This is a genomic window from Pseudomonas sp. Mn2068 (assembly GCF_049319725.1).
Lineage (GTDB): Bacteria > Pseudomonadota > Gammaproteobacteria > Pseudomonadales > Pseudomonadaceae > Aquipseudomonas > Aquipseudomonas gingeri.
On record NZ_JBMOUG010000016.1, the window covers coordinates 18,607 to 43,423 of the forward strand.

27 protein-coding genes are annotated in these 24,817 nt (G+C 64.4%); 10 read left to right on the forward strand and 17 right to left on the reverse strand.

Annotated elements, in window-relative coordinates; genetic code table 11:
* Positions 1 to 18 precede the first annotated feature (18 nt).
* Positions 19 to 429 (reverse strand): nuclear transport factor 2 family protein, encoded by a 411-nt coding sequence (locus ACL9RJ_RS27240; protein ID WP_017124504.1) that lies wholly within the window; start codon positions 427 to 429, stop codon positions 19 to 21.
* Between the two features lie 9 nt (positions 430 to 438).
* Positions 439 to 1,389: an agmatinase gene (speB, locus tag ACL9RJ_RS27245; protein WP_103032476.1), complete on the reverse strand. Its 951-nt coding sequence runs from the start codon at positions 1,387 to 1,389 to the stop codon at positions 439 to 441.
* Between the two features lie 201 nt (positions 1,390 to 1,590).
* On the opposite strand from speB, the gene ACL9RJ_RS27250 reads away from it, so the two are divergent.
* Entirely contained in the window at positions 1,591 to 2,484 is an 894-nt protein-coding gene (locus tag ACL9RJ_RS27250) for a LysR family transcriptional regulator (protein WP_017124503.1), read from the forward strand.
* A gap of 14 nt (positions 2,485 to 2,498) precedes the next feature.
* Entirely contained in the window at positions 2,499 to 3,098 is a 600-nt protein-coding gene (locus ACL9RJ_RS27255) for a tRNA-uridine aminocarboxypropyltransferase (protein ID WP_212809979.1), read from the forward strand.
* Here the strand turns inward: ACL9RJ_RS27255 and ACL9RJ_RS27260 are convergent.
* Both ACL9RJ_RS27260 and ACL9RJ_RS27265 read right to left on the reverse strand, forming a co-directional pair.
* Positions 3,095 to 3,496: a YbaN family protein gene (locus ACL9RJ_RS27260; RefSeq protein ID WP_212809978.1), complete on the reverse strand. Its 402-nt coding sequence runs from the start codon at positions 3,494 to 3,496 to the stop codon at positions 3,095 to 3,097. The genes ACL9RJ_RS27255 and ACL9RJ_RS27260 overlap by 4 nt on opposite strands.
* A 10-nt stretch (positions 3,497 to 3,506) precedes the next feature.
* Positions 3,507 to 4,094, reverse strand: a complete 588-nt coding sequence (locus tag ACL9RJ_RS27265; RefSeq protein ID WP_017124500.1) for a YecA family protein — start codon at positions 4,092 to 4,094, stop codon at positions 3,507 to 3,509.
* 284 nt (positions 4,095 to 4,378) lie between these two features.
* Here ACL9RJ_RS27265 and recQ point away from each other — a divergent pair, with 284 nt between their 5' ends.
* From recQ to ACL9RJ_RS27280, 3 genes are all read left to right on the forward strand, one after another.
* Positions 4,379 to 6,508 (forward strand): DNA helicase RecQ, encoded by a 2,130-nt coding sequence (recQ, locus tag ACL9RJ_RS27270; protein ID WP_017124499.1) that lies wholly within the window; start codon positions 4,379 to 4,381, stop codon positions 6,506 to 6,508.
* A 152-nt stretch (positions 6,509 to 6,660) separates the two neighbouring features.
* Positions 6,661 to 7,095: a MarR family transcriptional regulator gene (locus ACL9RJ_RS27275; protein WP_017124498.1), complete on the forward strand. Its 435-nt coding sequence runs from the start codon at positions 6,661 to 6,663 to the stop codon at positions 7,093 to 7,095.
* Positions 7,096 to 7,225: 130 nt separating this feature from the next.
* Positions 7,226 to 9,430 (forward strand): FimV/HubP family polar landmark protein, encoded by a 2,205-nt coding sequence (locus ACL9RJ_RS27280; RefSeq protein WP_212809977.1) that lies wholly within the window; start codon positions 7,226 to 7,228, stop codon positions 9,428 to 9,430.
* A gap of 66 nt (positions 9,431 to 9,496) precedes the next feature.
* On the opposite strand, the gene ACL9RJ_RS27285 is transcribed toward ACL9RJ_RS27280, so the two are convergent.
* Positions 9,497 to 11,686 (reverse strand): patatin-like phospholipase family protein, encoded by a 2,190-nt coding sequence (locus tag ACL9RJ_RS27285; RefSeq protein WP_177109448.1) that lies wholly within the window; start codon positions 11,684 to 11,686, stop codon positions 9,497 to 9,499.
* 72 nt (positions 11,687 to 11,758) lie between these two features.
* On the opposite strand from ACL9RJ_RS27285, the gene ACL9RJ_RS27290 reads away from it, so the two are divergent.
* Entirely contained in the window at positions 11,759 to 12,043 is a 285-nt protein-coding gene (locus tag ACL9RJ_RS27290) for a SelT/SelW/SelH family protein (RefSeq protein WP_017124495.1), read from the forward strand.
* A gap of 68 nt (positions 12,044 to 12,111) precedes the next feature.
* Here ACL9RJ_RS27290 and ACL9RJ_RS27295 read toward each other — a convergent pair whose 3' ends face one another.
* The 3 genes from ACL9RJ_RS27295 to ACL9RJ_RS27305 all read right to left on the reverse strand — a co-directional run bounded on the left by ACL9RJ_RS27295 (position 12,112) and on the right by ACL9RJ_RS27305 (position 14,279).
* Positions 12,112 to 12,405 (reverse strand): hypothetical protein, encoded by a 294-nt coding sequence (locus ACL9RJ_RS27295; protein ID WP_017124494.1) that lies wholly within the window; start codon positions 12,403 to 12,405, stop codon positions 12,112 to 12,114.
* 146 nt (positions 12,406 to 12,551) lie between these two features.
* On the reverse strand, positions 12,552 to 13,442 hold the full coding sequence (locus ACL9RJ_RS27300) for a DMT family transporter (protein WP_017124493.1): 891 nt from the start codon (positions 13,440 to 13,442) through the stop codon (positions 12,552 to 12,554).
* Between the two features lie 78 nt (positions 13,443 to 13,520).
* Positions 13,521 to 14,279, reverse strand: coding sequence for a helix-turn-helix transcriptional regulator (locus ACL9RJ_RS27305; protein ID WP_017124492.1), 759 nt, complete (start codon positions 14,277 to 14,279; stop codon positions 13,521 to 13,523).
* Between the two features lie 146 nt (positions 14,280 to 14,425).
* Here ACL9RJ_RS27305 and ACL9RJ_RS27310 point away from each other — a divergent pair, with 146 nt between their 5' ends.
* Positions 14,426 to 15,247, forward strand: coding sequence for a UDP-2,3-diacylglucosamine diphosphatase (locus ACL9RJ_RS27310; RefSeq protein WP_017124491.1), 822 nt, complete (start codon positions 14,426 to 14,428; stop codon positions 15,245 to 15,247).
* 7 nt (positions 15,248 to 15,254) lie between these two features.
* Here the strand turns inward: ACL9RJ_RS27310 and ACL9RJ_RS27315 are convergent, their stop codons facing one another.
* Together ACL9RJ_RS27315 and ACL9RJ_RS27320 are read right to left on the reverse strand one after the other, a co-directional pair.
* Entirely contained in the window at positions 15,255 to 15,842 is a 588-nt protein-coding gene (locus ACL9RJ_RS27315) for an HD domain-containing protein (protein WP_017124490.1), read from the reverse strand.
* Positions 15,843 to 15,952: 110 nt separating this feature from the next.
* On the reverse strand, positions 15,953 to 16,264 hold the full coding sequence (locus ACL9RJ_RS27320; protein WP_017124489.1) for a DUF962 domain-containing protein: 312 nt from the start codon (positions 16,262 to 16,264) through the stop codon (positions 15,953 to 15,955).
* A gap of 159 nt (positions 16,265 to 16,423) precedes the next feature.
* Here ACL9RJ_RS27320 and ACL9RJ_RS27325 point away from each other — a divergent pair, with 159 nt between their 5' ends.
* Positions 16,424 to 17,485, forward strand: a complete 1,062-nt coding sequence (locus ACL9RJ_RS27325; RefSeq protein ID WP_083875275.1) for an AraC family transcriptional regulator — start codon at positions 16,424 to 16,426, stop codon at positions 17,483 to 17,485.
* Here ACL9RJ_RS27325 and ACL9RJ_RS27330 read toward each other — a convergent pair.
* Entirely contained in the window at positions 17,442 to 18,896 is a 1,455-nt protein-coding gene (locus ACL9RJ_RS27330; protein ID WP_177088544.1) for a TrkH family potassium uptake protein, read from the reverse strand. The two genes, ACL9RJ_RS27325 and ACL9RJ_RS27330, sit on opposite strands and share 44 nt — an antisense overlap.
* Before the next feature lie 118 nt (positions 18,897 to 19,014).
* Between ACL9RJ_RS27330 and ACL9RJ_RS27335 the strand changes: the two genes are divergently transcribed.
* Entirely contained in the window at positions 19,015 to 19,575 is a 561-nt protein-coding gene (locus ACL9RJ_RS27335; protein WP_212809976.1) for an NAD(P)H nitroreductase, read from the forward strand.
* A 64-nt stretch (positions 19,576 to 19,639) separates the two neighbouring features.
* Here ACL9RJ_RS27335 and ACL9RJ_RS27340 read toward each other — a convergent pair whose 3' ends face one another.
* The 6 genes from ACL9RJ_RS27340 to ACL9RJ_RS27365 form a co-directional block, all read right to left on the reverse strand.
* The gene (locus ACL9RJ_RS27340) at positions 19,640 to 20,974 is read right to left on the reverse strand and encodes a sensor histidine kinase (RefSeq protein ID WP_212809975.1); all 1,335 of its coding nucleotides are present in this window, start codon (positions 20,972 to 20,974) and stop codon (positions 19,640 to 19,642) included.
* A gap of 70 nt (positions 20,975 to 21,044) precedes the next feature.
* Complete coding sequence (locus tag ACL9RJ_RS27345; RefSeq protein ID WP_103032647.1) at positions 21,045 to 21,473, reverse strand: Spy/CpxP family protein refolding chaperone; 429 nt, start codon at positions 21,471 to 21,473, stop codon at positions 21,045 to 21,047.
* 255 nt (positions 21,474 to 21,728) lie between these two features.
* A complete protein-coding gene (locus ACL9RJ_RS27350) occupies positions 21,729 to 22,406 on the reverse strand; it encodes a response regulator transcription factor (protein ID WP_017124485.1) in 678 nt (225 codons plus the stop codon).
* 34 nt (positions 22,407 to 22,440) lie between these two features.
* The gene (locus tag ACL9RJ_RS27355) at positions 22,441 to 22,848 is read right to left on the reverse strand and encodes a translation initiation factor 2 (protein ID WP_017124484.1); all 408 of its coding nucleotides are present in this window, start codon (positions 22,846 to 22,848) and stop codon (positions 22,441 to 22,443) included.
* Between the two features lie 110 nt (positions 22,849 to 22,958).
* Positions 22,959 to 23,258, reverse strand: a complete 300-nt coding sequence (locus tag ACL9RJ_RS27360) for a YciI family protein (RefSeq protein ID WP_017124483.1) — start codon at positions 23,256 to 23,258, stop codon at positions 22,959 to 22,961.
* A 1-nt stretch (position 23,259) separates the two neighbouring features.
* Positions 23,260 to 23,856 carry a septation protein A gene (locus tag ACL9RJ_RS27365; RefSeq protein WP_177088537.1) on the reverse strand — a complete coding sequence of 199 codons (597 nt, stop codon included), beginning with the start codon at positions 23,854 to 23,856 and terminating at the stop codon, positions 23,260 to 23,262.
* An 84-nt stretch (positions 23,857 to 23,940) separates the two neighbouring features.
* Between ACL9RJ_RS27365 and ACL9RJ_RS27370 the strand changes: the two genes are divergently transcribed.
* Entirely contained in the window at positions 23,941 to 24,807 is an 867-nt protein-coding gene (locus ACL9RJ_RS27370; RefSeq protein ID WP_017124481.1) for a PHP domain-containing protein, read from the forward strand.
* The last annotated feature ends 10 nt before the right edge of the window (positions 24,808 to 24,817 follow it).

A 24,817-nucleotide genomic window follows, 5' to 3' on the forward strand; every position in this document is an offset into this window, starting at 1 on the left:
GGGGGCTACCGACGTTGGCTAAGGGGAGGGCAGTCCTTGGGGTGGCGCAGACAAATGTTCGTGGCAGGCCAGCCATGGGCCCTGTTCCTGTTGTTTGCGAAACACAATGGTCTCGCGCTCCTGGCTGAAGAGAAGCTCCCCTTGCATGCGCAGCTCGGTGGCTACGTCATGGATGAAAATCGCCACGTCGCCCTGCAGGCTGACGAAGGCGTTGCTCGAGGTGCATGAGAGCACCTCGAAGCCATCCTCTGAACGCCAGCGGTCCCACAAGGCCTGGTAGGCATCGCGCGACAGCAGCGGCTGTTCGAGGGTGTAGAAGACAAAGCTGGCATCGGCGCTGAACGCGCCGAAGTAAGCTTCGCGATCGTTGGCGGCAAAGGCGGCCACCAGTTCGGCGGCGGCCTTGAGCACCTGGTCACGGTCGTTCATGGGGTTGCCTCAGCGGTGGGCCACGCCTGGAAGTACACAGAGCATTTCGTAGAGCAGGTTGGCGCCCAGCAGCGAGGTGTTGCCGGTGGTGTCGTAGGGCGGCGAGACTTCCACCAGGTCGCAGCCGACCAGGTCGAGGCCCTGGCAGCCACGGACGATCTCGATCGCCTGGATGGTGGTCAGGCCGCCGATTTCCGGGGTGCCGGTGCCGGGCGCCCAGGCCGGGTCGATGCCGTCGATATCGAAGCTCAGGTAGACCGGACCGTTGCCGACCTTTTCCCGGACTTCGGCCATCAGCGGCGCGAGGGACTGGTGCCAGCACTCTTCGGCCTGGACCACGCGGAAGCCCTGCTTGCGGCTCCAGTTGAAGTCTTCGGCGGTGTAGCCCTGGGCGCGCAGACCGATCTGTACCACCCGGTCGCAGTCCAGCAGGCCTTCTTCCACGGCGCGGCGGAAGGTGGTGCCGTGGGCGATCTTCTCGCCGAACATGTGATCGTTGACATCGGCGTGGGCGTCGATGTGCACCAGGCCGACCTTGCCGTGTTTCTTGTGGATCGCCCGTAGGATCGGCAGGGTGATGGTGTGGTCGCCACCCAGGGTCAGCGGGATCACATCGTGTTCGAGAATGCCGTCGTAGGCTTCTTCGATGATGCGCACGGCGTCGAGCAGGTTGAAGGTGTTGATCGCCACGTCACCGATATCGGCGACCGACAGCGAGTCGAACGGCGCGGCGCCGGTGGCCATGTTGTACGGGCGGATCATCACCGATTCGGCGCGGATTTCCCGCGGGCCGAAACGGGTCCCGGCGCGCAGCGAGGTGCCGATGTCCAGCGGGATGCCGATAAAGGCGGCGTCGAGGCCGGCGGCCGATTGCAGGTGGGGGAGGCGCATCATGGTGGCGATGCCGCCGAAACGCGGCATTTCGTTACCGCCCAGTGGTTGGTGAAGAATCTTGTCCACGGGTAAGCCTCATCATTTGTTTTGGTTATCTGGTGGCGATTCTGCGAAAGGTGGCGGGCGGGAAGAATCGCTGTCGGCAAATACTTAGTTCAGATTTTTCTAAACTAATGCCCGGGGCGAGGTTAGACTCTTGAGCGTTCCCATGCTCCACGTGGGAACGCATCTGCGGACGCTCCGCGTCCAGTCTCTTCGGAGTGCTCCATGGCCAACGCTTTACCCGACCTGAAACTATTGCGCATCTTCGTCAGCGTGGTGCGCCACCAGGGATTTGCCAACGCCCAGCAGGAACTCAACCTGTCGACCTCGGCCATCAGTACCTACATGAGCCAGCTCGAGGCCGCGCTGGGACTGGTGCTGTGCCATCGTGGCCGGGGTGGTTTCAGCCTGACCAGCAAGGGTGAGCTGTTCCATCAGGAAACCCTGCGGCTGCTCGGCGAACTCGAAGGGTTCGAACAGTACGCCGCCGCCCTCAAGGGCGAGTTGCGCGGGACCCTCAACCTCGGGGTGATCGACTCCACCGTCAGCGAGCCGGCCTTGCCCCTGGCCGAAGCCATTGGCGCCTACAGCCAGGAACACCCGGCGGTGCACCTGCACCTGTCGGTGATGAGCCCCTACGAACTGCAACTGGGGGTGCAGGACAACCGCCTGGACCTGGCCATCGGCGCGTTTTCCACGCGCATGAGCGGGCTGGTCTACCAGCCGCTGTACCGCGAGCAGCACTGGCTGTATTGCAGCAACCGCCATCCGCTGTACAACGAGCGCAGGATTCCCGAGCAGGTCATTACCCAGCAGCGCATGGTCGGCCGCGGCTACTGGAGCCAGGCCGAACTGGCCCGTCATGGTTTCAAGCACAGCGCGGCCACCGTCGAGAGCATGGAGGCGCAACTGATCCTGGTGCTGTCCGGCGCCTACATCGGCTACCTGCCCGAGCATTATGCCCAGCCCTGGGCGGACAAGGGCGACCTGCGGGTGCTGCTGCCGGCGACCTTCGGTTACCAGGCGCCGTTCTCGATGATCCTGCGCCGGGGCCGCAGCCGCGAGCCGTTGATCCAGACTTTCCGCGATCTGCTCAAAGCGCAGCTCAACCAGCCCTGATCGGAGTCTTGTTCATGTCCAGAGCTCGCTGCGAGCGTTGCCTGCGTCCCGAAGCCCATTGCCTGTGCGCACTGATCCCGCAGCTCGACAGCCGCACCCGGGTGCTGGTGCTGCAACATCCGAGTGAGGTCGGCCATGCCTTGAATACGGCGCGGTTGGCGACCCTGGGGCTGAGCAATGCCGAGTTGCGGGTCGGCGAGGTGTTCGAGGACCTGCCGGCGTTGCTGAACCCGCCCGGTTATCAGGCGTGCCTGCTGTTCCCGGCGGACGATGCACGGTTGCTGCAAGCCTACCCGTCGACTGGCGAGGGCCAGCCGCTGCTGCTGGTGGTGCCCGACGGAACCTGGCGCAAGGCGCGCAAGCTGCTGTACCTCAACCCGTTGCTGGCGGCCTTGCCGAGAGTGACCCTGGGGCAGGGCGCGGTGTCCCGCTATCGCTTGCGCAAGGCCCCGGAGCCGGGGGCGTTGGCGACGGTGGAAGCGATTGTCCAGGCGCTGGAAACCCTGGAGCGGCCGACTTCATTCGGCGCCTTGCTGAAGCCGTTCGAGGCGTTGATCGAGGGACAGATCCAGGCCATGGGCCGCGACACATACCAGCGCAACCACGGCGCCTAGCGTCGCGGCTCCAGGGGCTTCTGGCGCAGGATGTAGATCGTCACCAGGACCGCGCTGGTCAGCATGAAGCCGCGGGCCCAGGGCAGCGGCACCAGGTAGCAGGAAAAACCGATGCTCAGCCACATCAGGCCGATGGCGTAGACCTTGCCCTTGAGCGGGATGCCGTTGCCATCCAGATAGTCGCGGATCCATGGACCCAGGCGCGGGTGCTCCACCAGCCAACGGTAGAAGCGGGGTGAACTGCGGGCGAAACAGGCGGCCGCCAGGAGCAGGAAGGGCGTCGTCGGCAAGACCGGCAGGAAAATCCCGATCACCCCCAGCGCCACGCTCAGCCAGCCGATGGCCAGCAGCGCGTAGCGCACAAGCGGCGGGCGATTGCCCCTGGGGCTTGCCGCCACGGGTTGCGACTCAGTGGTGACGAGGCTTGAGGATCGCCGGCTTCTCGTCGGGAGCGTTGCACAGCAGGTACAACGCGGTCAGGGCTTCCGGGATCTGGACGATCATGTCGTCCATCAGGTTGGCGTCGGCGGCGATGTCGGAGAACTCCGGTTGCTCATCGAACAGGCCCGAACCGACCATGATCGGCAGGAGCATTTCGCTGACTTCTTCCTCGGCGGTTTCGAACCAGGCGGCTTCGCGCAGGAACACCCCTTCCATGAAGCCGATGCACCAGCCGCGCAGGTCGGAGTCGTCCGGGTCGTCGCCCAGGTCGAGGTCGCACGGCAGCTCGAACTCTTCATCGGAGGCCAGCTGGCGGGCAATGTGGGCCTTGAGCTGAAGCAGCGTGGCTTCGATTTCTTCACGCTGGGCGGCATCGCTGTAGTGTGGCTCCTCGGCGAACAGGGCATCGATCCATTCGCGATCGGGCACCACTTCCGAGCAGATCGACAGCGCGGTCAGGTAGCCATGGGCGGCCACATAGTCCAGCGCTTCTTCGTGCAGCTCGTCGGCGTCGAGGAAGGCTTGCAGGCGGGTGAGTTGCTCAGCGAAGGACATGGGGGGCTACCTTGGGAATAAACGATGCTGAATTCTAGGCGTTCTTGAGCGTGCAGGCCAGCAAGCACGTAGATTTGCGCGGTTTTAGCGGTGAATAAGTCCTCGGGTCGACCGACCGGCATTGCCCTTTGCCGTCGAGTGCTCGGGTATACTGCCGCGTTTTGTGATGCCCTGCCGAGGGTGGCGATGGCTGGAGAAATCCCCGCTTACGGTTTTTTCCGTGATAACGGCGGTTTTTCGACCAGCCTTCAGGCAGGGGCGTTTCGGTGATTTTTGGAGTGGTTATGCTCGAACAGGCTCAACGCGTCCTCAAGGACATCTTCGGTTACGACAGCTTTCGTGGTCGCCAGGGTGCCATTATTGAGCGCGTGGCCAATGGTGGCGACGCCCTGGTCCTGATGCCCACCGGCGGCGGCAAGTCGCTGTGTTTCCAGGTTCCGGCCTTGTTGCGCGACGGGCTCGCGGTGGTGGTCTCGCCGCTGATCGCGCTGATGGACGACCAGGTCGCGACCCTGGAAGAGCTGGGCGTGGCCGCCGCGTCGCTGAATTCGACCCTGAGTGCCGAGCAGCAACGCGACCTGGCCGCGCGGATCCGCCGGGGCGAGGTGAAGATGCTGTACCTCGCTCCCGAGCGCCTGGTGCAGCCGCGCATGCTGGCGTTCCTGCAGAACCTCGATATCGCCCTGTTCGCCATCGACGAAGCCCACTGCGTTTCGCAATGGGGCCACGACTTCCGGCCGGAATACCTGCAACTCGGGCAACTGGCCGAGATGTTCCCCAATGTGCCGCGTATCGCCCTGACCGCCACCGCCGACAAGCGTACCCGCGAGGAGATCGTCAATCGCCTGCACCTGCAGGATGCCGAGCGTTTTCTCTCCAGCTTCGATCGGCCGAACATCTTCTACCGGATCGTGCCCAAGGAGCAGCCGCGCAAGCAGTTGCTGGCGTTCCTCTCGCAACGTCGCAGCGACGCCGGGATCGTCTACTGCCTGTCGCGCAAGAAGGTCGATGAAGTGGCCGCGCTCCTTTGCGAGCAGGGCTTTCCGGCCTTGCCGTATCACGCCGGCCTGCCCAACGAAACCCGGGCGGCCAACCAGAAGCGCTTCCTCAACGAGGAAGGCCTGATCATGGTCGCGACCATCGCCTTCGGCATGGGCATCGACAAGTCCAACGTGCGTTTTGTCGCGCACCTCGACCTGCCCAAGTCCCTGGAAGCCTATTACCAGGAAACCGGTCGTGCCGGCCGTGACGGCCTGCCGGCGGATGCCTGGATGGCCTACGGCCTGCAGGATGTGGTGATGCTCAAGCAGATGCTGCAGAACTCCGAGGGCGACGAGCGCCACAAGCGCCTGGAACATCACAAGCTCGATGCGATGCTGGCGCTGTGCGAGGAAACCCGTTGCCGGCGCCAGACCCTGCTGGCCTATTTCGACGAAGACCTGCCGCAACCCTGCGGGCATTGCGATAACTGCGTCGACGGCGTGCAGACCTGGGACGCCACCGAGCCGGCGCGGCAGGCATTGTCGGCGATCTACCGCACGGGACAGCGTTACGGTGTCGGCCACCTGGTGGATGTGCTGCTGGGCAAGGAGAACGACAAGGTCCGCAGCTTCGGCCACCAGCACCTGGCGGTGTTCGGCGTGGGCAAGGCCCGCAGCGAGGGCGAGTGGCGCTCGCTGTTCCGGCAACTGGTGGCCCGCGGGCTGGCGGATATCGACCTGGAAGGCTACGGCGGCCTGCGCCTGACCGATACCTGCCGGCCGCTGCTGCGCGGCGAGGTCACCCTGGAGTTGCGTCGCGAGCTCAAGCCGCAGACCACCGCCAAGAGCGTCTCCGCCAGCCCGGCCAGCCAGCTGGTGCGCGGCGAAGAGCGCGAGCAGTGGGAAGCCCTGCGGGCCCTGCGGCGCAAGCTGGCGGAGGAGCATGGCGTACCGCCGTATGTCATTTTCCCCGACTCCACCTTGCTGGAGATGTTGCGCAGCCAGCCGACCTCCCTGGCGGAAATGGCCCGGGTCAGCGGCGTCGGCGCGCGCAAGCTGGAGCGTTACGGCGAAGCCTTCCTCGAAGTGCTGGGCGGCGAGGCCGAGGCGCCCAAGGTGGTCGCCGATATTCGTCACGAACTGATCAGCCTGGCCCGTGCCGGCATGACGCCGCTGCAGATTGCCGGTCAGCTGCAATGCTCGGAAAAGAATGTCTATACCCTGCTGGCCGAAGCCATCAGCCGTCAGCAGCTGTCGCTGGAGCAGGCCCTGGACCTGCCCGAGGACCTGCTCGGCGAGGTGCAGGATGCGTTCCTCGACGGCGAAGGCGAATTGCCCGCCGTGACCGAGATCGCCGCGCAGTTCGCCGGGCGTGTCCCGGAGGGTGTCCTGTACTGCGTACGGGCGGCCCTGCAATCCGAATTCGAACTATAAGGAGAGGGAAATGGAATATTCCCGACACCATCGCTGTTTTAATTGCGACAAGTCATGTTTGCACACAGTGCAGGCCTTGCCTCCAGCCGGGCTCCATGCTTAGCTGACTAATAATTAGTTTTGTCTATTTTCAGTCTAACCATGAGTCTTTTATGTCGTTAACCGATGAACACCGTTTTGGCATGCAGTTGGCGCACATGTCCCGAGGCTGGCGCGCCGAGCTGGATCGTCGCCTGGCCGGCCTGGGCCTGTCGCAGGCCCGCTGGCTGGTATTGCTGCACCTGGCGCGCTTCTCCGAGGCGCCTACCCAGCGTGAGCTGGCGCAGAGTGTCGGCGTCGAAGGGCCGACCCTGGCCCGTTTGCTCGACAGCCTGGAAACCCAGGGACTGGTGCAGCGCCAGGCGGTACTCGAAGACCGGCGGGCAAAGAAGATCGTGCTCTGCCCTTCGGCCCGTCCCTTGATCGAGCAGATCGAAACCATTGCCACCGCCTTGCGCCACGAGCTGTTCGTAGGCGTCGACGACGAAGAGTTGCGGATCTGCATGCGGGTTCACAGCCGCATCCTGGCCAATCTGGAAAAGTCCTGAGGCATTCCCGCTCTGCCGGATTTGGAGAATCTCCGGCCGGCAGACTATAAGAGTTACTGGTTCTGTGTATTGTGTCGGCATTCCGGTCCGGCTGGCGCCGGAGGTGTTATTGCCTTCTTAAGGGAAACTCATGCTCGAGAGTTTGCAGTCCGCGTCGCGGTGCTCCACTGAAAAGTCCCCGGTGACCAAGATCCGCCTGCGCTGGATGGCGGTGGCAGCGGTATCACTGCTGCATTCGGCATTGGCCTCGGCCATGGGGCTGGGGGACATCACCCTGCATTCGGCGCTCAATCAGCCGCTCAATGCGGAAATCGCCCTGGTCGATCCGGGTGACCTGGCCGAAGGCGAGCTGTCGGTCAGCCTGGCGACACCCGAAGAGTTCAGCCGCGCCGGTGTCGAGCGGGTGTTCTTCCTCAACGACCTGCGCTTCACGCCGATCCTGCGGGGCAACCGCAGTGTGATCCAGGTGCAGTCGAACAAGCCGGTCAGCGAGCCTTTCCTGAATTTCCTGGTGCAGGTCAACCGGCCCAATGGCCGTTTGCTGCGCGAATACACGGTCTTGCTCGATCCACCGGGCAGCGCTGCCAGCGCCTATGACCTGCCGGCCCGCAGTGCCGCGCTGGAGCCGCAGGCGCCGCCGGTGAGTATCGCGCCACCGCCGGCAACCCAGGGCAAGCGTTATACGGTGGTCAAGGGCGACAGTTCCTGGATCATTGCCAAGCGCCTGCGCGACGCCGGCAGCCAAGCCAGTGTCAATGAGTTGTCCCAGGGCATCCGCGCGCTCAATCCCGGCAGCGAGCGGCTGACAGTGGGCCAGAGCCTGTTGCTGCCGGATGTGGCGGTGGTGCCGGGTGCTCCTGCGCCGGCTGCTGCCCAGGCCCCGGCGGCGCCGTTGCCTGAAGCGACGCAGAATGCCGAACAACTGGCCGCGGCGACCCTGGAAAACCAGCAGTTGCAGAAAAACGCCGACGAATTGCAGGCTCGACTGAAGGCCCAGGATGAGCAGATCGCCAGCGACCAGAAGCAATTGGGCGACCTGCAAGCCCAACTGGCGGAACTCAAGGCCAAGGCCGTTGCCGCCCCCGTCGTTGCTCCCGCGCCGGTGACCCCGCCGGTGGTGCCGGCTCCGGTGGCGGCCGAAGAGTCCGGCGGATTCAACCTGCTGCTCCTGGCCGCGCTGGTCTTGCTGGTCCTGCTGCTGGTCGCGGCGCTGGTCGTGCGTCGGCGGCGGCAGTTGGCCGAAGTGGCGGGCGAGCCCGTGCCTGTCGCGCCAGTGGTCCAGGATTCGCCGATGGTCAGCCGGGTCGTGCCCGCCGCCGCGCCGGTGGCCGCCACTGCCTCGGCTGGGCGGATCGAGCCGGTGGTCGAACCGCTGGCGCCCGCTCGACGCGAGAGCAACGAAGTCCCGGATGCCCTTGAGGGCGTGAGCATCTATATCGCCTACGGCCGCTTCAGCGAGGCCGCCGGTATTCTGCGCGAAGCCATGCTCAAGGAGCCCCAGCGTACGGACCTGCGCCTGCGCCTGCTGGATGTGCTGGCCCAGCAGGGCGACAGTGCCGGCTATGCGGTCGAAGAGCAGAGCCTGCTGGCGTCCGGCTTCAGCGAGTCGACCTTGCGCGACCTGCGTTCCAAGCACCCGAAGCTGCAGGCCGCCGCGGCGCCGGTTTCCGCACCCGCGCCTGTTGTACCTCCTGCGCCCACTCCCACGCCGGTGCCTGCCAGCGCCCCGGTGGTGCCGGTCGCGGCGGCCGCCGCGGTAGCCGCGCCGGTGCTGGCCGCCGAATGGATGGAAACGGTGCCCAAGGCCGAGACCAAGCCGCTGGAGGACGAGTTCCAGCTCAATCTCGATGACTTGTCGATGGATGCCGACTGGGATCTGGTCAGCCCGTTCGACAACGCACCGCAGCAACGCAGCAAGACGGCTGCCGAATCGCCGGTAGTGTCCGCTGCCGAACCGGTATTCGCCAGCAACCTCAATGAACTCCCTGAAGTGCTCGAGATGCCTGACGAGCAGTTCCTCAGCGATTTTGCCGAGCCGGAGCCCGAGTCACCGGTCGAAACCGAACTGAGCCTGCCGCTGGTGGGCGATACGCTGGACGACGAGTTTCTCGACAGCTTCATGGACGATGAACAGCCCCTGGATATCGAACCGCTGGAAGTGGACTTCGACAGCCTGGAGCGTGAGCAGGCCACCGCGAGCAAGCTGGAGCAGGCGCAGACCTGTATCAACATCGGTGACCTGGATAACGCCAGCCAGTTGCTCCATGAACTGCTGCGCGAAGGCGACGAACCACTCAAGCAGACGGCGCGCACGCTGCTCGCCAGCATCCGCTAGGGCCACTTGCCTAGCGCTCCACCGACAACGCCGCACCTGACCCGTGCGGCGTTGTCGTCTGCGGCTTCAGAAGGTCTGCCCGAGGTTGAGATAGAGGGCCTGCTGGTTGTCGTCGTTGACCCCATAGCTGAAGTTCAACGGCCCCAGCGGTGTGTCGAAGCCGAGGAAGATGCTGGCGGCATTGATGTAGCCGCTGTCGAACTGGTTGTCGTTGTTCCAGGCGCGGCCACGCTCCAGCGAGGCGCCCATGTACAACGGGAAGTCCAGTGGCAGGTAGGAGCGTGGGGTCAGCCGCCGGTAGTACACGGCGCGCATCAGGCTGACGTTCTGTCCGGTGACCGAGTCCTGGCGGAAACCCGACAGTTGCCGGGCACCGCCGAGCAGAAAGCTCGAGGTCACGACTTCGGCCTTGTCCAGGGTGCGTCCGTAGCGGCCGCCGAGGATCCAGGTGTTCGGCCCCTGGCTGAGGGCCTTGTCCAGCTTGAACTCCCACTGCCGGTAGCGCTGGTCGGAACCGAGGCTGGGATCGAACTGGCGCAGGGTCAGGCCGATGTCCTCGCCGTTATGGGGGAAGTAGACGTTGTCGAGGGAGTCGAAGGAGTACTTCAACTGGTAGAAGCCCTCGCTGAAGCTCACCCGCGGCAGGTCGCGATCGCCGATCTTGACGTCGGCCTTGCCCCAGGCCTCGCCGATGCCGAAGCGGATCTCGCCGTTATTGGCGATCTGTCGACCCAGGTTGAGGCCGAAACCGTAGCGTTCCAGCCGGTATTCGGCGATCGGGTCGCTGTCGAGCGTGGCCTCGACGTTCTGTGACTGGGCGTTGAGGTAAGGCGCGACAAAGTACCGCGAGCCCTCGTCCAGCGGCTGGTAGAACTCGCTGTAGAGGTCTTGGGTGTCGCCGATCTGCACGCGTGTCAGCCACTCGCCACCAAGGCGGTTGATGCCATTGACCCGATAGCTGGCGCCGATGTTGAAGGCGCTGTCGCCACGCAGGTCGTCGGAGAGGTTCAGGCCCAGGCGCAGGTAATCGGTGCCGCTGCGTTTGCCCCGGGCGCTGATCACCAGGGTATTGTCCTGGCCCTTGTGTACCACCCGGTACTGCACCTGCTCGAAGTAGTCCAGGCCGTAGAGCGTGCCCATGTCCGTCTGCAGGCGACCCAGGTCCAGCGGTTCGCCGAGGTTCTGGCGGATGTAGTAGCGGATCACCGAGTCGCCGACTTTCGAGTCGTTCTCGATCTTGATGGCGGTGATGATCGGCGTGCGTTGTTCCGGTGCGCGGGCGGCATTCAGTTCGGGATCGGGTTTCTGCAGCGGGCGCAGCGAGGCCAGGCGGGCGTCGAGAATGCGCGTCGCCCGGTAACCGGCCTCGATGATATCCCGGGCCCGGCCGAAGTCGGTTCCGGAGTAACTCGCCAGGGCCGGCTGGATCAGGATGTCGTCGCGGCGCAGGGTCGCCAGCTGTTCTTCCGAGTTGCGCCGGGTCATCAGGGTGATCGACTGGTTCAGTACATCGACCACCGTCGCCAGTTGCTTGCGCGAGCGCAGCGGGGTGCCGATGTCGACCACGATGGCGATATCGACGCCCATTTCCCGCACCACATCCACGGGGATGTTGTCGGTCATGCCGCCATCCACAAGCAACCGGCCATCCAGTTCGACCGGAGCGAACACCGCCGGGATCGACATGCTGGCGCGGACCACCTTGGGCAGGTGGCCCTTGCGGAACACCACTTTTTCACCGCTGGCGATATCGGTGGCGACGGCACGAAACGGAATCGGCAGCTTGTCGAAATCGCGGGTATCGCTGGCGTGGGCCAGCATGCTTTCGAGCAGCAGGGCGAGGTTCTGCCCCTGGATCACTCCCAGCGGCAGGCCGAGGCTGCCATCGTCGCGGAAGCTGAGTTTCTGTTTCACCAGGAAGTCGCGATCATCCTGCTTGCGGCGGAAAGGCATGTCCTCGCGTGGAGGGTCGTCGGACAGGGCGCGTTTCCAGTCGATATCCAGGGCCAGTTTTTCCAGTTCATCGATCTTGTAGCCGGAAGCATACAGGCCGCCGATTACCGCCCCCATGCTGGTGCCGGCGATGGCATCGATAGCGATACCCTGTTCCTCGAGGGCCTTGAGCACGCCGATATGCGCCAGGCCACGAGCCGCGCCGCCGGAGAGCACCAGGCCGACCTTGGGCCGGGGAGGTTCGGCGGCATGCGACAGAAGGGGGAGCAGGCAGAGCAACAGGCAAGACAACAAGCGGCGCATCACGGATCTCGGGGGGAGCATGAAAGAGCGCTATTATAGCGGCGCCCGATCAGCCAGGAGCCCGAGCCAATCATGTCCGCAGGTAAACCGGAAATCGTCATCACCTACTGCACCCAGTGCCAATGGCTGCTGCGTGCCGCCTGGCTGGCCCAGGAACTGTTGAGCACCTTCGCCGACGATCTCGGCAAGGTTTCCCTGGAGCCGGGGACCGGCGGGGTGTTCCGCATCACCTGCGACGCGGTGCAGATCTGGGAGCGCAAGGCCGATGGCGGCTTTCCCGAGGCCAAGGTGCTCAAGCAGCGCGTGCGCGACCGGATCGACCCCGAGCGTGACCTGGGCCACAACGAGTCGCGCTGATCGACGGCAACGTCATTGCCGCGCAATGGCGGCAATGACGTTGTCACGCCGGTTCTCCCCCCGCCGGTTTACTGGGCACTCAGCTTGGCCTTGATGAAACCGGCGATCAGGCTCAAGACCGCACCGCCGACACCGCCGCCGGCGATACTGCTGACAATGGCGGTCAGGTCCATGTCGCCGACGCTGCCACCCAGGCTGCCGTTGGTGATGGCCGAGAGCACCTGCGTCAGCAGCACCCCGCCGATACCGCCGGCCAGTGAATTGAACCAGGGGCCCAGGCTGTACTTGTCGCTGGCGGCGCCCGCGAGATTGCCACCCACCGCGCCACTGACCAGTTGAATCAGGAGACTGATGAAATCCATGGATAAACCCTCCACAGTTTGAGTAGGAGGGCAACTGGCATCGAGCTACTACCTGGAACACTGCCGCTGGCGCCGAGCAGCCCTTGTATCCGGATAACGACGGCTGGCTGTTGCGGATGCTCGAAGTATAGGACAGTCCCCGAAAATCAATGGTTCGGGGCGATTTTCGCGGTTTTCGGGGCGGCTGCCTGGCCCAGCACGCTCGACAGCACGATGGCGACAATGATCAGCGCGCCGCCCAGCAGCATGCGCAGGCTCGGGTTTTCGCCGAACAGCAACCAGGCGGCGGTGATGCCGTAGACCGGCTCCATGGCGAAGACCACGGCGGCGGTACGGGCCTTGATCACCGCCAGGCTGGCGACGAACAGGCTGTGGGCGACGCCAGTGCAGAAGATCCCGAGCAGGCCGATCCACAGCCAGTCCAGTGCGCGCACGTCTCCCAGTCCGGGGGCGGCCCAGGGCAGCAGGCAGGCGGCGACCACCAGGTTCTGGCACAGCGCCGCCTGCACCGGCGGGATCCGCCCGGAACCGGCACGATTGGTCAGGGACAGCAGGGCGAACAGCAATCCGGACAGGACCGCCCAGAGCAGGCCGCTGGTGGCCTGGCTGGCGAGGTCGAAATCAGGCGTGACCAGTACCAGGCCGATACTGACCAGCAATACCAGGACGATTTCGTTCAGGCGGATGCGCTCGCGGAAGATCAGCCCTTCGAGGATCACGGTAAAGGCCGGGAAACTGGCAAAACCCAGGGTGGCGATGGCGACACCGGCGACTTTCACCGAAATGAAGAAACTCACCCAGTGGCCCGCCAGCAGCAGGCCGCTGAGCAGCAGGCCCTGCCAGTCGCGGGCGTGCAGGCGTTGCCAGCCGCCATTGCGGGCCAGGCCGGCGAACAGCGCGAGGGCGAGCACGGCAAAGGCGGCACGGCCAAAGACGATGATGGCGGGGGAGGCGGCGGCGAGCTTGCCGAACACGCCGGTCAGGCCGAACATCAGTGCGCCGATATGCAGGGCGCCGAGGGCGGAACGGGGAGTCATTGCAGTCCTTGGAAGCGCGGGTTCACAAGGCTGCAGTCTAGAGGGGCGGGCGCACCGCTGTCTGTCGCGGGACTCGCGCTAGTTGTCGCCAGACTCGCGGCGCAGGGCACCGGGCGAGGCGCCGAATTCGCGTGACATCGCGGCGCAAAAGGCGCTCTGCGAACTGTAGCCGACGCGCAGGGCGATCTCGCCGATCGGCAACGCGGTTTCCCGCAGCATCCCCAGGGCCAGCCGCAGCCGGCGACCGCGGATGTAGTCCATGGGCGTCTGCCCGCATTCGGCCATGAACCGCGCATGCAGGCGGGCGTTGGACAGTTCGGCGATCCGCCCCAGGTCGGCGACCTGCAACGGGCGTGCGGCATGGCGATCGATATGCGCATCCAGCGCGGCCAGGGGCAGGCGCTTGCCGTCGCCGCTACCGGCGGCGTCGTTGTTCAGGCTGGCGAGCAACAGCACGGCGCCTTGCCGGGCGATCAGCGGGTCATGCACCGGGCTGTTGGCCAACCAGTTCACCAACTGGCCCTGGCTGGCATTCAGCGGCCGCGGGCCGGGGTTGTCGAGCAGGCGCCGGCTGGCATCGGCGTGGTCGCCCAGGGATTGCACCAGCCAGTGTTCGTCGGGCACGTCCAGCACCAGGCAACGGCTGCCGTCCGGGCTGCCGCAGGTGTGGTGGGCGTCATAGGGAATCACCGCGACGCTCTGCTGCACGACCCGGCTGCCGCGCCCTTCGATTTCGAAGTCGAGCCGACCCGAGAGCCCGAACACCAGTTGGGCGTGGGCGTGGCTGTGGACGATCAACTCGTCGCTGTACTGGCGCAGGGTCAGGAACGGTCCCATGGCGGTCTCCTCGGCAAGTCCGCAGTCTATACCGGTTGAACTTGAAGCGGTTATGTCAGGTCGGCGGCTGTCATCAGACTGTCGCGGGAGTGTCATGGTGCATTAACTGCCCCGATGCAAGCTCAGGAAAAATCCGGAGAATGCCCATGACCCGTGCGGAGCTCGCCAAACCCAGCCGTAAGCAACGTGTGCGAACCCTGTGGATTTCCGATGTGCACCTCGGCACCCGCGATTGCCAGGCGGAGCACCTGTCGCAGTTCCTCAAGGGCTATCACGCCGACCGGGTCTACCTGGTCGGGGATATCATCGACGGCTGGAAGCTGCGCAGCGGCATGTATTGGCCCCAGGCCCACACCAACGTGATTCGGCGCCTGCTGACCATGAGCAAGCGCGGCACCGAGGTGATCTATGTCACCGGCAACCATGATGAGTTCCTGCGTCGCTATTCGAAGCTGATCCTGGGCAATATCCAGCTGGTGGACGAAGCGGTGCATGTCACCGCCGATGGTCGCAAGCTGCTGGTGATCCACGGCGACCAGTTCGACGTCATCACCCGCTACCACCGCTGGCTGGCTTTTCTCGGCGACTCGGCCTACGAGTTCACCCTGACCCTCAACCGCTGGCTGAACCACTGGCGGGCGCGTTACGGTTATGGCTACTGGTCGCTGTCGGCGTACCTCAAGCACAAGGTCAAGACCGCGGTCAGCTTCATCAGCGACTTCGAGGAGGCCATCGCCCACGAATGCGTGAAGCGTGGCCTGGATGGCGTGGTCTGCGGGCATATCCACCACGCCGAGATTCGCCAGGTCGGTGAAGTGGAGTACCTCAACTGCGGTGACTGGGTCGAGTCCTGCACGGCGCTGATCGAGCACTGGGATGGCACCATCGAGCTGTATCGACTGGCGGATGCCCAGGCTCGCGAGGCCCAGCTCAAGCTGGAGCTGGAGAAGGTCGCGCAGGTCGGTTGATGATCGTTCAGGCCGACTGCTGTTCCATCGCCGCCTTGTAGATCGAGTTTTTCGGCTGGGCGAACAGGCGTTGCAGCATCGGCTCGAAAAAGCTCAGGGGCAGGGTGTCGTAGGCCGGGTCGAAGGCCGCGGCGTCATAGCGGGCACAGAACTCGATAGTCGGTTGATACTGCGGATGCTCGCTGAACTGTTCGCGCAGGTGTCGATCCATACCCAGGTGATGGAAGAAATAGTAGCCCTGGAAGATCCCGTGCTTCTCCACCATCCACAGGTTTTCCGGGCTGACAAACGGCTTGAGGATCGCCGTGGCGATATCCGGGTGATTATAGGAGCCGAGGGTGTCGCCGATATCGTGGAGCAGGGCGCAGACCACGTATTCCTCGTCCCGTCCATCGCGCCAGGCGCGGCTGGCGGTTTGCAGCGAGTGGGTCAGGCGATCCACCGGGAAGCCGCCGAAGTCCCCTTCCAGCAGCCTCAGGTGGGCCACGATCCGCGCCGGCAACTGCCGGGCGTAGGCACTGAAGTCGGCGGCGATGATCGCCCAGTCTTCCTCGGTACCGTCCTGCATATGGGTAAAGCGGGCCTGGACATTCATCGGCGGTCCTTTCCTGTGCTGTGGATCCTGCCTTCAGTCTAGGCCGCGCCCCGCGTCTGACAGTGGCTGCGCGAGACGGATCGCTGGCTTGCGGGGCCTCGATGGGTGGCCTAGAACGGCACCTTGCCCAGCAACATGTCGCGGTACATGACGAAATCGCCCAGCAGGCTGTAGAAAGGATGCTGAAAGGTTGCCGGGCGATTCTTCTCGAAGAAGAAATGGCCGACCCAGGCGAAACTGTAGCCGGCCACCGGCAGCGCCCACAGCAACCACCAGGCCGAGCGACCGATCGCCATGGCGAGAATGAAGATGACCAGGCTGGTTCCGACGAAATGCAGGCGACGGCAGGTGCTGTCGCCGTGCTCGCTCAGGTAGTAGGGGTAGAACTCGGCAAAACTGTTGAATTTCCTGGCGTTTTCCAAAGCGTACTCTCCGTGCTTCAGCGATGGGGCGCGGGCGGTTCCCCGGGGAGCTTATTTGAGTCTAGAGTCATTAGCTGTAACGACCAGTGACAATAGGCGCCACTTTAGTATCCTTAGGCCATCAGTCGTAATATGCGGCTTACCATGTAAGAAAAGGCCATGAGCGAAAGAACGACTTCTGCAAGCTGGGCGATGGGGATTGTCAAAGCGCTGGAGATGGACGGTCTGGATTGCCGTGCCCTTTTCAAGCAGCTCGGGCTCGATTATGCCGCGCTGGATGACCCTGACGCGCGCTTCCCCCAGGACTCCATGACGCGGCTCTGGCAGCGTGCGGTGGAACTGTCCGGCAACCCGGCGATCGGCTTGAACATGGGCAAGGTGGTGCGTCCGGCGTCTTTTCATGTGGCCGGTTATGCGTTGATGTCCAGCCAGACCCTGGCCGAAGGTTTCATGCGCCTGGTGCGCTACCAGCGGATCATTGCCGAAAGCGCGGACCTGAGCTTTCGCCTGCTGCCCGAGGGCTATGCGCTGATCCTCACCGTGCATGGCGATCACCTGCCGCCGACCCGGCAGAGCGCCGAGGCATCGCTGGCTTGCGCCCTGGCCTTGTGCGGCTGGCTGACCGGGCGTACGTTGCAGCCGCGCAAGGTCCTGGTCCAGGGCTCCCAGCCGGAAGACATCGGACCCTACAAAGAAGTGTTTCATGCGCCGCTGGTGTTCAACGCGCCCTACGACGCGCTGATTTTCGAGAAAGCCGATATGGAAGCACCGTTACCCACCGCCAATGAGGCGATGGCCCTGTTGCATGATCGCTTCGCTGGCGAATACCTGGCGCGCTTTTCCGAGAGCCGGGTGACCCACAAGGCGCGCCAGGTCTTGTGTCGGTTGCTGCCCCAGGGCGAGCCCAAGCGCGAGATGGTCGCGCAGACTTTGCACCTGTCGCAGCGGACCCTGCAGCGGCGCTTGCAGGAGGAGGGCACGAGCTTCCAGACCCTGCTCGACGACACCCGTCGCGAACTGGCCGAGCAGTACCTGGCGCAGCCGCGCATGACCCTGCTGGAAATCGCCTATCTGCTGGGCTTTGCCGATCCGAGCAACTTTTTCCGCGCGTTCCGCCGCTGGTTCGAAGTGACGCCCGGCGAGTACCGGGCGCGCCTGCTGGGGACGGTGGCGACGGTCAGTGACGCCAGAATGCCGGAATACACAGCACGAACACTGTGATGATCTCCAGCCGGCCCAGCAGCATGCCCAGGGACAGGATCCACTTGGCCCCGTCCGGCAGGCTGGCGAAGTTGCCCGAGGGGCCGATCACTTCGCCCAGGCCGGGGCCTACGCCGGACACGGTGCTGGCGGCGCCGGTCAGGGCGGTCATCCAGTCCAGGCCGAGCAACGACAGGGCCAGGGCAATCGCGCAGATGGTGATGGCGAAGAAGAACGAAAAGGTCAGGATCGAGCGGACGATTTCCTCGTCGAGCCGGTGACCGTTGTACTTCTGCTTGATCACCGCCCGCGGATGGATCAACTGGTTGAGGTTGGCCTTGAGCAGGATATAGGCGACCTGGAAACGGAAGATCTTGATCCCGCCCGCCGTCGAACCTGAACACCCGCCGATAAAACCCAGGTAGAAAAACAGCATCAGCGAGAAATTGCCCCACAGGCTGTAGTCGCCCAGGGCAAAGCCGGTGGTGGTGACCACCGAGGTCACGTTCAGCGCCACGTGGCGCAGGGCATCGAGCCAGTGCAGGTCGGTGGTCCACCAGTACCAGGTGCCCAGTACCAGCCACGTCACCAATAGAAGCCCCAGCAACCCCTGGACCTGCTGGTCCTTGATCAGTGCCTTGCGGTGCCCGCGCAGGGTCGCGACGTAGAGGGTGAACGGCAGGCTGCCCAGAATCATCACCACCACCGCCACCCAGTGCACCGCCGGCTGATGCCACTTGGCCAGGGACTGGTCGGAGGTCGAGAAGCCACCGGTGGAAATCGCCGACATCGAATGGTTGATCGCATCGAACAGGTTCATGCCGGCCCACCAGAAGGCCAGGCTGCCGAGGATGGTGATGCCGACATAGGCGGTCACGATCAGGCGCGCCACCATGTGCGAGCGCGGCATGACTTTCTCCGAACGGTCCGAGGACTCGGTCTGGAACAGGCGCATGCCGCCGATTCGCAGCAGCGGCAGGATCGCCACCGCCATGCCGATAAAGCCGATGCCCCCCAGCCAGTGCAGCAGCGAGCGCCAGATCAGGATGCCGGGGGACATGTTGTCCAGGCCGCTGAGCACTGTCGAGCCGGTGGCGGTGATGCCCGACATGCTTTCGAAGAAGGCGTCGGCGTAGCTGGTGTGCAGGGTCAGCAGAAAGGGCAGGGCGGCGAAAATGCACACCACCACCCAGCTGGAGACGGTCAGCAGGTACATATCCCGGGGGCGCAAGTGCACCTGTTCCGGGCGACCCGGGATCACCAGGGCCAGGCCGGCGATAAAGGTGATGGTGCTGGCCCAGAGAAACGACGGCAGGTCGCTGGTGCGTTCGAAAATCACCAGGGTCAGCATGGGCACGACCATGCTGATAGCCAGGGTAATCAGGAAGATGCCGATGATGAAACCGATGATGCGCAGGGTCGGCAACGCCATGAAATAAGCTCGGGGCAGGGGAAGGGCGTCATTCTACCTGCGGGCCTGTCCATGTAAACCGCCAGGGCCGCTACGGATGTGGCTAGAATAGCCGCACATTTTCCCGAGGAGGTGGCCGATGGAGGCTCTCGACAATTTGCTCAACCGTGTTTCCGCACCGCGCCTGCTGGATCCGGCACCGACGGCGGCCCAGCGCGAAGTCCTGTTCGCGGCCGCCATGCGCGCGCCGGACCATGGGCAGATGCGGCCCTGGCGGTTCCTGACGGTAGAAGGCGCGGCTCGCGAACAGTTGGGGCAATTGCTTGCCGAGGCGGTGCAGCAGCAAGGTGGCGAAGTGACCCAGGCGGCACTCGACAAGGCCCATGGCATGCCGTTGCGGGCACCGCTGGTGGTGGTCGTGGTCGCGCGTTTGCAGGAGCATTTCAAGGTGCCGAAGTCCGAGCAACTGCTGGCCGCCGGCTGTGCGGCCCACGCGATCCTGCTGGCGGCGCACGCCCAGGGCATCGGTGCGGTCTGGCGCACCGGCGAACTGTCCTACTCGCGCCATGTGGCCAAGGGCCTGGGCCTGAGCGACGACGAGGAAGTGATCGCGTTTCTCTACCTGGGCACGCCGCAGAACGAATTGCGCCCGGCGCCCAAGGTCGACCTGACGGAGTTTGTCAGCGCCTGGTCGGCCTGAAATCCCGGGGCTTGTGTGGGAGCCGGCCGGCTCCCGCTCGATTCCGCTTGCGCAGGGACAAGGTTCAACTGGTTGTTCCCGGCTCCAGCGGCAAGTCCAGGGTGGCGATAAAGCCGCCTTGCGGATGATTCGCCAGCATCAGGCTGCCGCCATGCCGTTCCGCTGCCCGGCGCGCAATCGCCAGGCCCAGGCCATGGCCCGCCGCGGTCTGGCCGGGAGCGCGGAAGAACGGTTCGCCCAACTGTGCCAGGTGTTCGGCTTCGACGCCGGGGCCATGGTCGCGGACGCTGATTTCGATCCGTTCGCCCTGGCGCCGCGCCGAGACTTCGATGGCCTGGCCTTCGGGGTTGAAGCGCTGGGCATTGCGCAGCAGGTTATCCAGTGCCCGTTCGATCATGGTCGGCCAGCCCCTCAGGCTCAGCGCCTGTTCGGCCTCCAGTTGCACCGGTTGCTCCGTTGAGCCGAGCACGGCCTCTCTTTGCAGGACCGTCAGCAACTGATTGAGATCGACCTCTTCGGCGCTGGCCTGGTCGGCATCGACCCGGGCCAGGGCGAGAATTTCGCTGATCAGCGCTTCCAGGCGATCGCATTCGCGGGTCAGTCGCGGCCAGAGTCGTTCACGTTCCTCGGGGTTCGAACGTTCGGCCAGGGCCAGGGCGATCCGCAGGCGCGCTAGTGGCGAGCGCAGCTCGTGGGAGACATCACGCAACAATTGCCGCTGGCTGCCGATCAGGCTTTGCAGGCGGGCGCCCATCAGGTTGAAATCCTTGGCCAGCACGCCGAACTCATCGCGCCGCGCAGCCAGTTTCGCCAGGCTGTTCTGTTGATAGGTGGCCTGGCCGAGGTCATGCACGGCACCGCGCAGGCGACTCAGCGGCCGGGTGATCGACAGGGTCACCAGCAGGCTGAACAGCGTTAGCACCACCAGGGCGATGCCCAGGGCACTGAGGGGCCAGAGCAGGCTTTCACGGTGCCAGGCATCCAGCTCCGGGTGGGGAATACGGTAGATCAGCAGGTAGGTATCGCCGCTTTTCGGGCTGGTGTATTCGACCGTCAGGCGCCGCCACGGCAACCGGCGATCATCGTTGTTCTGGCGGGCCTCGAAGGCCGCGGCGCGACGAGGGAAGGTGCCCCGTACCACCGGGTCGCCGCTTTCGTTGAGGACCTGGACATCGATGTGATACTGCTTCTTGCGCTGTTCCAGGATGTCCTGGGCGGCGTCTTCGCCCTGGTTTTCATAGGTCTGGGTCCAGTCTTCGGCCAGGGTCGCCAGGCCCGGATGCCGGCTGAGGATCCAGGCGTCCTGGTTGAGCATGTGTCCGAGCAGAATCGACAATCCCGCGACAAGGGCAATGGCCAGCCAGAAGCTGGCCAGGATGCGCCAGAACAGTGATCGCACGGCAATTCCTCAACCAATCAAACAGGGAAAGCCCGGCGGCATTGGCCGTCGGGCTCGGGGTAGAAGCGGATTATTGCGCTTTTTGTGGCTGCTGTGCTTTCCAGGCCTTGAATTCGGCCCATTCGGCACGACGTTCGGCGTGTTTCTTCTGGATCTCGTCGAAGGTCTTCTGCTGGTCAGGCTTGAGCAGCGCGCGGATTTCGCCCTGGGTTTTCTGGCGAGCGGCGTCCCGTTCGTTCTTGAACGCCGTCTGGTCGGCCGGCGAGAGCTTGGCCAGGTACTTCTCGGCGAGCATCTTGCGATCGCGCATCTGTTCACCCATCAGCTTGCCGATGGCGTGGCGCTGGTCAGGGGTCAGGTCCAGTTGGCTGTAGGGCGCCCGCCAGTGATTGCCGCCGCCATGGTGTGGGCCGTCCATCGGGCCACCGCTGCCAGGCATGGCCATGGCGACGGTTGGCAGGGCTGCAGCGAACATCAGGGCGATAAGGGTCTTGCGCATGGTGTTTCTCCTTGTCTCGGTTCCGGTCAGTCCGGGTGAGTACAGATTAAGGAGATCAAGGTCAGCGGCGGTCAGCGGAGGGTAAAGCTTGGGTAAAGAGGGGCTTGGGCAGAACTTACAAAGCCGTTTTGATCGTTCCCACGCTCCGCGTGGGCATGCAGCCCTTGACGCTCCGCGTCATATGGAGCGGGCGCAGAGCGTCTCGCGAGGCATTCCCACGCTGGAGCGTGGAAGCGATCAAGGATCATCGCTGGCTCACGGTGCGTAGTAATAACCGCGGCTGCGCAACGCGACGATCCGCGGGCGCCCGTCGGGATGCGGGCCGATCTTCTTGCGCAGGTTGCTGACGTGCATGTCCAGGCTGCGATCGTAGAGGGTCAGCTTGCGACCCAGGGCGATCTGCGCCAGTTCCTGCTTGTCCAGCGGTTCGCCGGGTTGCTGCAGGAGGGCTTCGAGCAGGCGGCTTTCGGAGACGGTGAGGGTGAAGTCCTGCTGATCGATGGTGACCACGCCCCGCACCGGACTGAAACACAGGTCGCCCAGTTCCAGCTGGCTCGACGTCGCGGTCGGGTGGCTGCGGCGCAGCACCGCGCGCAGGCGGGCGGTCAGTTCCCGAGGGTCGCAGGGCTTGGCCAGGTAGTCGTCGGCGCCCAGTTCGAGGCCGAGGATACGGTCCAGGGGTTCGCCGCGGGCCGAGAGCATCACCACCGGCAGTTCCGGGTGATCGCTGCGCAACTGCTTGAGCAGCTCGAGGCCGCTGCCGTCGGGCAGCATCACGTCCAGCACCACCGCCGCCGGGGCGCTGTCGGCCAGGGCCTTGCGGGCGCTGAGGCCATCGTGGCAGGCACGTACCTGAAAGCCTTCCTGGCTCAGCCAACTGGTCAGGAGCTCGCACAGCTCCTGGTCATCGTCTATCAGTAACAGGTCGCTCATGAAGTTCTCGATAACAGATCGCCCGATGGCGCTCTCAATTCAACCATTGCCGGCGCTGTCTGCGCCCGCCACTGGCGAAGATACCGCAGAGCAGGGCCAGGAGTGCAACTCCCCCTCCGGTGACAAACCATTGCTGCTGGTCGGTCAGCAGGCGGGGAACAGGGTTGGCCTGTGCCTCTTTGAGTTGCAGCTTGAGGCGTTGGTTCTCCTGACGCAACCGGCTGAGCTGGGCGCTTTCACGCTCGGCGTCGGCGCTGGCCAGCTGCTTGCTCAGTTCTTCGCGCTGTCGCTCGCTTTCTTTCAGGCGTTGCTGCAAATCGGTGATCTGGCTTCCGGCGCTCAGGGACAGGGGCGTGGAATTGCCCGTGCCGCTTTCTTCAGCCTGGGCGATTGCCCCGATCGATAACATGACGCACAGCAGACACAACGGACCTTTACGCATCGGAAACTCCTGATTCCAATCGGTATTCAGAACGTTGTCGGCTGTCGAACGAGAATAATGAGCGATTGCCTGCGCGATGATCCCTGGCGGGGCATCGCGCCGGCGCCGGCTCAGGGCATTGATTGGCGGAATGGCTTGACCAGGACGTGGCCGTAGACGCCGGCGGCGACGAACGGATCGGCCTCGGCCCAGGCCTGTGCGGCTGCCAGGGACTCGAACTCGGCGACGATCAGGCTGCCGGTGAAGCCGGCGGCGCCAGGGTCGTTGCTGTCGATGGCCGGATGCGGTCCGGCGAGGATCACCCGGCCCTCGGCATTGAGCTGTTGCAGCCGCTCGATATGCGCCGGACGTGCCGCCAGGCGTTTTTCCAGGGAGTTCTCGACGTCGGTGGCAATGATTGCGTAGAGCATGTCAGTCCTCGGTTTTTGGCGTGGTGGGATCGGCGTCGTGCAGATGGCGGGACAGGTAGATACCCTGGCCGATCAGGAACAGCAGGGTCATGCCCAGGCTGCCGAATACCTTGAAGTCCACCCAGTACTGCTGGAAGGTGAACGCGACGAACAGGTTGGCCGCGCCACAGAACAGGAAGAACACGATCCAGGCGACGTTCAGGCGCGTCCAGACCGGGTCCGGCAGGTTCAGGGCATGCCCCATGATGCGCTTGATCAGCAGGCGGTCGCCGATGAAATGGCTGCCGGCAAAGGCCAGGGCGAACAGCCAGTTGACCACCGGTGCCTTCCACTTGAGGAAGGTTTCACTGTGGAAGGCCAGGGTCAGGCTGCCGAACACCAGGCAGGCGACCAGCGTCAGCCACTGGCTTTTCTCCAGCTTGCGTTGCTTGACGAACAGGGCGCCGTAGACCACCAGGGAACTGATGATCAGCACCGCCGTGGCGCTGTAGATGCCACCGACCGTCACATTGTTGCCGGCGATGTCGATGATGCGGGGTTCGATTTTATAGACGATGAAAAACAGGAACAGCGGGATGAAATCGATGAATTGTTTCACAGTGGCAGCCAGAAGCAGGATGTAGCGGCATAATAACAAACATACTTGCCAGCGAAAGCGCCACCTAGAGGTTATTCAGTTCCCGTGGAAATCGACCTGCACTGCCATAGCACGGCTTCCGACGGCGCCCTCGCGCCCGCGGTCCTGGTTGCCCGTGCGCACGAGAAAGGCGTGCGAGTCCTGGCCCTGACCGACCATGACACCCTGGAGGGCCTTGCCGAGGCCCGGGCCGCGGCGGATGCGCTGGGCATGCGGCTGGTCAATGGCGTCGAGTTGTCCTGCACCTGGGGCGGCGCGACCATCCACGTGCTGGGGTACGGCTTTGATGTCAATGCGCCGGCGCTGGTCGAGGCCATCGCCAGGCTGCACGAGGGACGCTGGCTGCGCTCCGAGGAAATCAGCCGCAAGCTCGCCCTCAAGGGCATGCCCGGTGCGCTGGACGGCGCGCGGGCGATCCAGCAGGAGCTGGGCGACAGCGGCAATGCGCCGGCGCGCCCGCATTTCGCCGACTTCCTGGTCCGCGAGGGCTTCGTCAAGGACCGGGCCGAGGCTTTTCGCAAGTGGCTGGGGGCCGGCAAGCTGGGGGATGTCAAGCTGCACTGGCCGACCCTGGAGGACACCGTCGGCACCTTGCGCGCGGCCGGCGCCTGGGTCAGCCTGGCGCACCCCTGGCACTACGATTTCACCCGCAGCAAGCGCCGCAAGCTGATTGCCGACTATATTCAAGCGGGAGGCCAGGCACTTGAAGTGGTCAACGGGCACCAGCCGGCCGAGCAGGTCGGCAGCCTGGCGATCCTGGCCCGTGAGTTCGGGCTGCTGGTCAGTGCCGGCAGCGATTTTCATGGCCCTGGAGGCTGGTCCGAGATCGGTGAGTACCGCCCGCTTCCCGAAGATCTGCCGCCGCTCTGGTGTCGGTTCAAATATGACCAGCCAACAACCGCATGCGTCTGAACAGGTAGAA

What these genes read in the sequence shown, in the direction of transcription:
- ACL9RJ_RS27290 (WP_017124495.1), top strand. Translation starts at nt 11,759, where the DNA reads ATGTCCGCAGGTAAACCGGAAATCGTCATCACCTACTGCACCCAGTGC.
- ACL9RJ_RS27255 (WP_212809979.1), top strand. Translation starts at nt 2,499, where the DNA reads ATGTCCAGAGCTCGCTGCGAGCGTTGCCTGCGTCCCGAAGCCCATTGC.
- ACL9RJ_RS27330 (WP_177088544.1), bottom strand. Translation starts at nt 18,896, where the DNA reads ATGGCGTTGCCGACCCTGCGCATCATCGGTTTCATCATCGGCATCTTC.
- ACL9RJ_RS27360 (WP_017124483.1), bottom strand. Translation starts at nt 23,258, where the DNA reads ATGCTCTACGCAATCATTGCCACCGACGTCGAGAACTCCCTGGAAAAA.
- ACL9RJ_RS27265 (WP_017124500.1), bottom strand. Translation starts at nt 4,094, where the DNA reads ATGTCCTTCGCTGAGCAACTCACCCGCCTGCAAGCCTTCCTCGACGCC.
- recQ (WP_017124499.1), top strand. Translation starts at nt 4,379, where the DNA reads ATGCTCGAACAGGCTCAACGCGTCCTCAAGGACATCTTCGGTTACGAC.
- ACL9RJ_RS27305 (WP_017124492.1), bottom strand. Translation starts at nt 14,279, where the DNA reads ATGGGACCGTTCCTGACCCTGCGCCAGTACAGCGACGAGTTGATCGTC.
- ACL9RJ_RS27295 (WP_017124494.1), bottom strand. Translation starts at nt 12,405, where the DNA reads ATGGATTTCATCAGTCTCCTGATTCAACTGGTCAGTGGCGCGGTGGGT.
- ACL9RJ_RS27300 (WP_017124493.1), bottom strand. Translation starts at nt 13,442, where the DNA reads ATGACTCCCCGTTCCGCCCTCGGCGCCCTGCATATCGGCGCACTGATG.
- ACL9RJ_RS27355 (WP_017124484.1), bottom strand. Translation starts at nt 22,848, where the DNA reads ATGCGTAAAGGTCCGTTGTGTCTGCTGTGCGTCATGTTATCGATCGGG.
- ACL9RJ_RS27345 (WP_103032647.1), bottom strand. Translation starts at nt 21,473, where the DNA reads ATGCGCAAGACCCTTATCGCCCTGATGTTCGCTGCAGCCCTGCCAACC.
- ACL9RJ_RS27310 (WP_017124491.1), top strand. Translation starts at nt 14,426, where the DNA reads ATGACCCGTGCGGAGCTCGCCAAACCCAGCCGTAAGCAACGTGTGCGA.
- ACL9RJ_RS27280 (WP_212809977.1), top strand. Translation starts at nt 7,226, where the DNA reads ATGCTCGAGAGTTTGCAGTCCGCGTCGCGGTGCTCCACTGAAAAGTCC.
- ACL9RJ_RS27275 (WP_017124498.1), top strand. Translation starts at nt 6,661, where the DNA reads ATGTCGTTAACCGATGAACACCGTTTTGGCATGCAGTTGGCGCACATG.
- ACL9RJ_RS27335 (WP_212809976.1), top strand. Translation starts at nt 19,015, where the DNA reads ATGGAGGCTCTCGACAATTTGCTCAACCGTGTTTCCGCACCGCGCCTG.
- ACL9RJ_RS27350 (WP_017124485.1), bottom strand. Translation starts at nt 22,406, where the DNA reads ATGAGCGACCTGTTACTGATAGACGATGACCAGGAGCTGTGCGAGCTC.
- ACL9RJ_RS27325 (WP_083875275.1), top strand. Translation starts at nt 16,424, where the DNA reads ATGAGCGAAAGAACGACTTCTGCAAGCTGGGCGATGGGGATTGTCAAA.
- ACL9RJ_RS27315 (WP_017124490.1), bottom strand. Translation starts at nt 15,842, where the DNA reads ATGAATGTCCAGGCCCGCTTTACCCATATGCAGGACGGTACCGAGGAA.
- ACL9RJ_RS27250 (WP_017124503.1), top strand. Translation starts at nt 1,591, where the DNA reads ATGGCCAACGCTTTACCCGACCTGAAACTATTGCGCATCTTCGTCAGC.
- ACL9RJ_RS27285 (WP_177109448.1), bottom strand. Translation starts at nt 11,686, where the DNA reads ATGCGCCGCTTGTTGTCTTGCCTGTTGCTCTGCCTGCTCCCCCTTCTG.
- ACL9RJ_RS27240 (WP_017124504.1), bottom strand. Translation starts at nt 429, where the DNA reads ATGAACGACCGTGACCAGGTGCTCAAGGCCGCCGCCGAACTGGTGGCC.